This window comes from Mesorhizobium sp. M7A.F.Ca.US.006.04.2.1, from assembly GCF_004022915.1.
GTDB classification, from domain to species: Bacteria; Pseudomonadota; Alphaproteobacteria; order Rhizobiales; family Rhizobiaceae; genus Mesorhizobium; species Mesorhizobium ciceri.
The window spans coordinates 1-5443 of record NZ_RZQA01000425.1 but is presented as its reverse complement, the minus strand read 5'-3'; the positions used below and the strand labels follow the sequence as shown (position 1 = coordinate 5443).

5 protein-coding genes and 1 pseudogene are annotated in these 5443 nt (G+C 63.8%); 2 read left to right on the top strand and 4 right to left on the bottom strand.

Annotation, left to right across the window (positions count from 1 at the left end; translation table 11 throughout):
* Positions 1–634, top strand: a pseudogene (locus EN925_RS21435) (CmlA/FloR family chloramphenicol efflux MFS transporter); the annotation flags it as partial.
* Between the two features lie 49 nt (positions 635–683).
* Here EN925_RS21435 and EN925_RS21430 read toward each other — a convergent pair.
* The gene (locus EN925_RS21430) at positions 684–1577 is read right to left on the bottom strand and encodes a LysR family transcriptional regulator (protein ID WP_013531250.1); all 894 of its coding nucleotides are present in this window, start codon (positions 1575–1577) and stop codon (positions 684–686) included.
* Positions 1578–1705: 128 nt separating this feature from the next.
* On the opposite strand from EN925_RS21430, the gene EN925_RS21425 reads away from it, so the two are divergent.
* Positions 1706–3160: an MFS transporter gene (locus tag EN925_RS21425; RefSeq protein ID WP_127369834.1), complete on the top strand. Its 1455-nt coding sequence runs from the start codon at positions 1706–1708 to the stop codon at positions 3158–3160.
* Between the two features lie 38 nt (positions 3161–3198).
* Here EN925_RS21425 and EN925_RS21420 read toward each other — a convergent pair whose 3' ends face one another.
* The 3 genes from EN925_RS21420 to EN925_RS21410 all read right to left on the bottom strand — a co-directional run.
* Positions 3199–3696 carry a MaoC family dehydratase gene (locus EN925_RS21420; protein ID WP_013531248.1) on the bottom strand — a complete coding sequence of 166 codons (498 nt, stop codon included), beginning with the start codon at positions 3694–3696 and terminating at the stop codon, positions 3199–3201.
* A gap of 190 nt (positions 3697–3886) precedes the next feature.
* Entirely contained in the window at positions 3887–4315 is a 429-nt protein-coding gene (locus EN925_RS21415; protein WP_127369835.1) for a phasin family protein, read from the bottom strand.
* Positions 4316–4426: 111 nt separating this feature from the next.
* Positions 4427–5443: DUF445 family protein (locus EN925_RS21410; RefSeq protein ID WP_128336889.1), on the bottom strand; the 1017-nt coding region annotated here is incomplete at its 5' end.

Below are 5443 nucleotides of genomic sequence, written 5' to 3'. Positions count from 1 at the left end.
GCCGAAATGGCACGAAACCCGCCCCTCGAATGGCGATACCAGGCGAATGGCGCTTCGACCCATTCTCTCCAGTCTTGCCTTCTGGACCTACACGCTTGCATTCAGTGCCGCCATGGGCGCCTTCTTCGTGTTCTTTTCGACTGCGCCACGGGTGCTCATGGATCGCGCCGGTTTTTCACAGTTCGGCTTCAGTCTAGCTTTCGCCACCGCGGCGCTGGTGATGATCGTCACCACCCGCTTCGCCAGAAGGTTCATTGCAAGCTGGGGCATCGCCGGCAGTGCCATCAGGGGCATGGCGATGCTGCTGTTCGGCGCGGCGCTATTGGCAGTGGGGCAACTGTTCGCACAGCCGTCCTTCGCGACATTTATCTTGCCGATGTGGGTCGTTGCCGTGGGTATCGTCTTCATCGTCTCAGTCACCGCAAACGGTGCACTCGAGGCGTTTGGCGATGTCGCGGGAACCGCAGTCGCACTCTACTTCTGCATCCAGAGCCTTGTCGTCGGCATCTTCGGCACGTTGTTCGTCGTCCTGCTCGGCGGAGACACGGCGTGGCCGCTGGTCGCCTACTGTTCGGTCATGGCGACGCTCACACTAAGCGCACTGAGGCATTTGCAGAAACGCCAAACCGAATAGACTGGACAGATGAGAAGCCTGGGCGGTTGGCGCAGGCTTCTCATCGTTGTCAGCGCGACGCCGCACACACCTCCCGCACACAGTCGCGCAACCAGCGTTGCGCCGGATCGGCATCGAGGCGCGGATGCCAGAGCATGGAGATAGTGACTTCCGCGGTGGCAACCGGCAGGGGAAAACTGCGCATGCCGGCGCGTGCGCCCTCGGTATGCCGCTCCGGAACGCTGGCGATCAGGTCTGATGTGCGGGCCATGGCAAGGGCTGCCGAGAAACCGGAAACCATGCACACGACGGTCCGCCGCAGCCCGAGCCGGTTCAAAGCCTCGTCGATCGGCCCTTTCTCGCGGCCACGCCGTGAAACGCTGATGTGTCGGCCTGCGGCATAGCGCTCAGGCGTCACCGCGCCCTCGGTCAAGGGATGGCCCGTTCGCACAGCGCCGATGAAGCGGTCGCGAAGCAACGCCTGGATGCGCACCTCCGGGCCGGTCTCGCCAGCGACGCCTATGTCCAGATCGATCGCCGCGTCGCGCAGCGACATGACGTCCCGGTCGGACTTCGGTGCAAAGCGCAGCCGCACGCCGGGCGCATCGGCCTGGATACGGGCAACGAGACGAGGTGCGAACTCTTCGACGAAGCTCTCATTGGTGCGCAGCGTGAAGACCCTGTCCAGGTTCGGGAGATCGAGCAAGGTGGCAGGGCGCAGGATCGCCTCCGCATCCTGGACGACACGGCCTACCTGCTGTCGCAGTTCTTCCGCACGCGGCGTCGCCACAAGGCCTCGACCGGCGCGAACCAGCAGCGGATCGCCCGTCGCCTGGCGCAGTCGCGCCAGCGTGCGGCTCATCGCCGAAGGGCTGAGGCGTAGGCGGCTGGCGGCGCGCGCCACGCTGCCTTCGGTCAGCAGGACGTCGAGAGCGAACAGTAAGTTGAGATCGGGTGATGTCATCGGCAGATCATGACATGATATGGCGCCAAACGCACGAATAAGATGCAAATGCTGCGCCTTCCGCCACATTGGCCAAGGAACTAGATCTCCAGCAGTTCCGGTTGTGGGACTGATGGAAGGAGACCGCCGTGGCAATCGCTGAGCAAAATCCGGACGCGCTGACATCGGCGCCACCACGGATGCAATCCGCCGGCTGGGCGTTGGCAAGCCTGTCGCTCGCCACACTGCTGTCGTCGCTGGGAACCAGCATTGCCAGCGTCGGGCTGCCGTCGCTGATGCAGAATTTCGGCGCGACGTTCCAAGCCGTGCAATGGGTTGTTCTGGCCTATCTCCTCGCCATCACCACACTGATCGTCAGCGTCGGCCGGCTGGCCGACATGTTCGGGCGCCGACCGTTGCTGCTTGGGGGCATCGCGCTGTTCACGTCCGCATCGGTGCTCTGCGGCCTGGCGCCGACACTCTGGCTGCTGATTGCCGCACGCGCCGTGCAGGGACTTGGCGCAGCGCTGATGATGGCGCTGACGCTGGCCTTCGTCGCCGAAACCGTGACCAAAGACAGAATCGGCGGCGCCATGGGCCTGCTCGGCGCCATGTCCGCGATCGGCACGACACTTGGCCCCTCGCTCGGCGGCCTTTTGATCACCGGCTTCGGCTGGCGGGCAATCTTCCTCGTCAATGTCCCGCTGGGAGTGCTCACCTTCGCTCTTGCCTGGCGTGCCCTGCCGGCACGCAATAAAACCGCGCGGCTCGACCGAGGCACGTTCGATGTCGTGGGCACCGCCCTGCTGGCCCTGACGTTGGCCGCCTATGCGCTGGCGATGACGCTGGGCAGAGGCAATTTCGGCACGCTCAACATCGGCCTGCTGATCGCCGCCGGCACCGGCGTTTTTCTTTTCGCCGCCGCGCAGGCGAGAGTGAAAAACCCCTTGATCCGGCTTGCCAGCTTCCGCGATCTTCAGCTGAGTGCCAGTCTCGCCATGAGCCTCGTCGTCGCCACGGTGATGATGGCGACGCTGGTGGTGGCTCCGTTCTACCTGTCGCGCGGGCTCGGGCTGGATGCTGCAATGGTGGGTGCGGTGCTGTCGACCGGCCCGCTCGTCTCGACCTTGTCGGCGTTGGTGGCCGGACGCCTGACCGACCGCTTCGGCGCTCATAGGATGATGGTCGCAGGCCTGCTCAGCCTCACGACAGGCACGTTCCTGCTGTCGCTCGCCGTGACCAGATTCGGCATTGCCGGCTATGTCGTTGCGATCACCGTCACCTGCATCGGCTACGCGCTGTTCCAGACGTCGAACAATGCAGCCGTCATGACCGGCGTTGACGCGGGTCAGCGCGGCGTCGTCTCCGGTCTGCTCAACCTTTCGCGCAATCTCGGGCTCATCACCGGCGCCTCGTTGATGGGCGCTATATTCGCCGTCGCATCGGCCGAAGGGCACGAAGGCATTGGTCTTCTGAGTTCCGAGGCCGCCGCCCGGGGAATGCAGGTCACCTTTCAGACGGCGACGGTGCTGGCGCTGGCTGCGCTGTTCCTCGCACTGCTCTCGGCCCGCGCCACAGGCCGCGCAGAATCCAGGGCTTCGTGACGCGCACACCGCTCAGAGAGTAGAATTTCCAAACAGGCTCAGGCACCTGCCCGCTTGCGGCGTTCATAGAGCATGACCAGCGTTTCCGCCGTCAAGGCAGGCTTTTCCTCGCCTTCGATCTCGACCGTGTTGGCCGCCTTCATCAGATACTGGCCCGGGCCCCTGTCCTCCATGGACAGCAGCGTGATGCGCAGTCTGATGCGGGCGCCGACCCTGACCGGCGCCAGGAAGCGTACTTTGTCGAAGCCATAATTGAAGGCGGCCTGCGTATTCTCGGGCACGATGCCCATGCCGAGCGCCAGCGCGCCGATGATCGACAGCGTCAGATAGCCATGCGCGATCGTCGTGCGGAACGGGCTTTGCCGCCGCGCCCTTTCAGGGTCGACATGAATCCATTGATGGTCGCCGGTGCATTCAGCGAACTGGTCGATGCGGTTCTGGTCGACCGTCGTCCACTCCGACACGCCGAGTTCCAGCCCGGCCATCGTCCTCAACTGCTCGTAGGTAGGCGGCGTTTTAGGCCGTATTTCGTTCATTCCTGGTTTCCCGATCGCTTCCAGAGCCTCCGGACCACGAACTGACGGCCTCTGTCAATTCGCTCTGCGCGAATCCGTTCCGTCGATCTCGGCCGCAATCGAGCCACGCCGCCGGCGCAGTCGCAGGCCAACTCGGGCTTTCCGGGCTTCAGGGCGGCCGGCAGCCATGAACCGGTCCCGGCCACATCCGCTACTTCTTCTCGTAGCCGGCGCGGATTTCCTCCATCGCCTCCTTGATGCGGGTGCGCAGGATGTCGACCGATTCGGCACCGGATTTCTTGACCAGTTCAGCCACTTCGCCGGCATTTTTCAACGCGGCCTCGAAGGACTTTCTGGCAAACTCCGTCTGTTTGGCCATCAGTTCCTGCGGATTGCCCGGCGCCCTGTAGCTTTGCGCCATCTCGGTGACCTCGCGCAGCGTATCCTGCAGCATCTCGCGCTGCCGGGACAACAGCGAGGTGGCGCCGGCGGCACCGGCTCGTGCAGATTTCTCCAGCGCTTCGAGGTTCTTGCGATGATGGGCGAGGATCGCCTCGACATCGACATTCGGCACCTTCAGGTCGCGGCCGAACCTGCCGAACATGTCCATGAAGGAATCGGATTCCGGTTGTTTTGCCATGCTTGTTTGCTCCCCTTTGCCGCGGATGCGGGCACCCTCGGATGGAGAATAACACTCGCGTGCCGTGAGTCCATTCGGACGCGGAGGAATGAGCGCCAGTCTGGCCGCGCATCAATTCACGAGGAACAGCCGCTCGGCCACATAGAGCACGACACCGGCGAGGCCGCCGATGATCATGCCGTTGAAGCGGATGTACTGCAGGTCCCGGCCGATGTTCATCTCGATCAGCCGCGTCAGTTGCGCGAGGTCCCAGCGTTTGACCTGGTCGGCGATGAATGTCGACACGCCGGCCTTCTGGCTCTCCACGAACGACGCCAGCGCCACCACGAACCCCTGGTTCATGTCGGCCCGGATCTGCGCATCGCCGGCAAGATGCCGGCCGACCTCGACGAACATGTTGGCGAGGTGCGCACGGATGACCGAATTCGGCGCCTTGGCATCCTGCTCGATGAACTGGCTGAGGCTTGCCCACATGTCGCCGGCCAATCCCTTGACCTCCGGCCGGCCCAGGAAGTCGCGCTTCAGCTTTTCGGCCCGTTTGGCGTATTGTTTCGATGTCCTCAGCTTATCGATGAAGCCTTGGGCGAAGCTGTCGAATTCGGCGCGCAGCGGGTGGTCGGGATCGGCCCTCACTTCGTCGAGCAGCGAGCCCGCCGAGGCGACGATCTTCTTCAGGAGATAGGCGTCGGCGCGGAACAGGTTGAACAGCGACGGCAGTTCCTCGCGGATTTTTTCGCGCATCGTTGCCAGCGCTTTTTCGTCATTGAGGAACCGCCCGATCACCTTGGTGAATTCGTCGAACAATTTCTGATGGCGGCGATCATCGGTAAGCGCCGAGAGCAGTTCGGCGGCCAGCGGCGCCAGCGGCACCTTTTCGATCTGTTCGAGCATGCGGCTGGTGACGAAGCCGCGCAGGCCGGATTGCTCTATCGCCGCAAGCGTCTGCGGCACCAGCCGCACGATGAAGCGCGACAGGCCGGCGGCGCGCTCCGTATCGGCCAGCCAATCGGCGACCAGCGCCGAAAAATCGACCTCGGCAAGCTTTTCACGCACCGGTTCGGGCGCCAGAAAGTTGACCTCGATGAAGCGGCCGAGATTGTCGGCGATGCGGTTCTGGTTCTCGGGGAT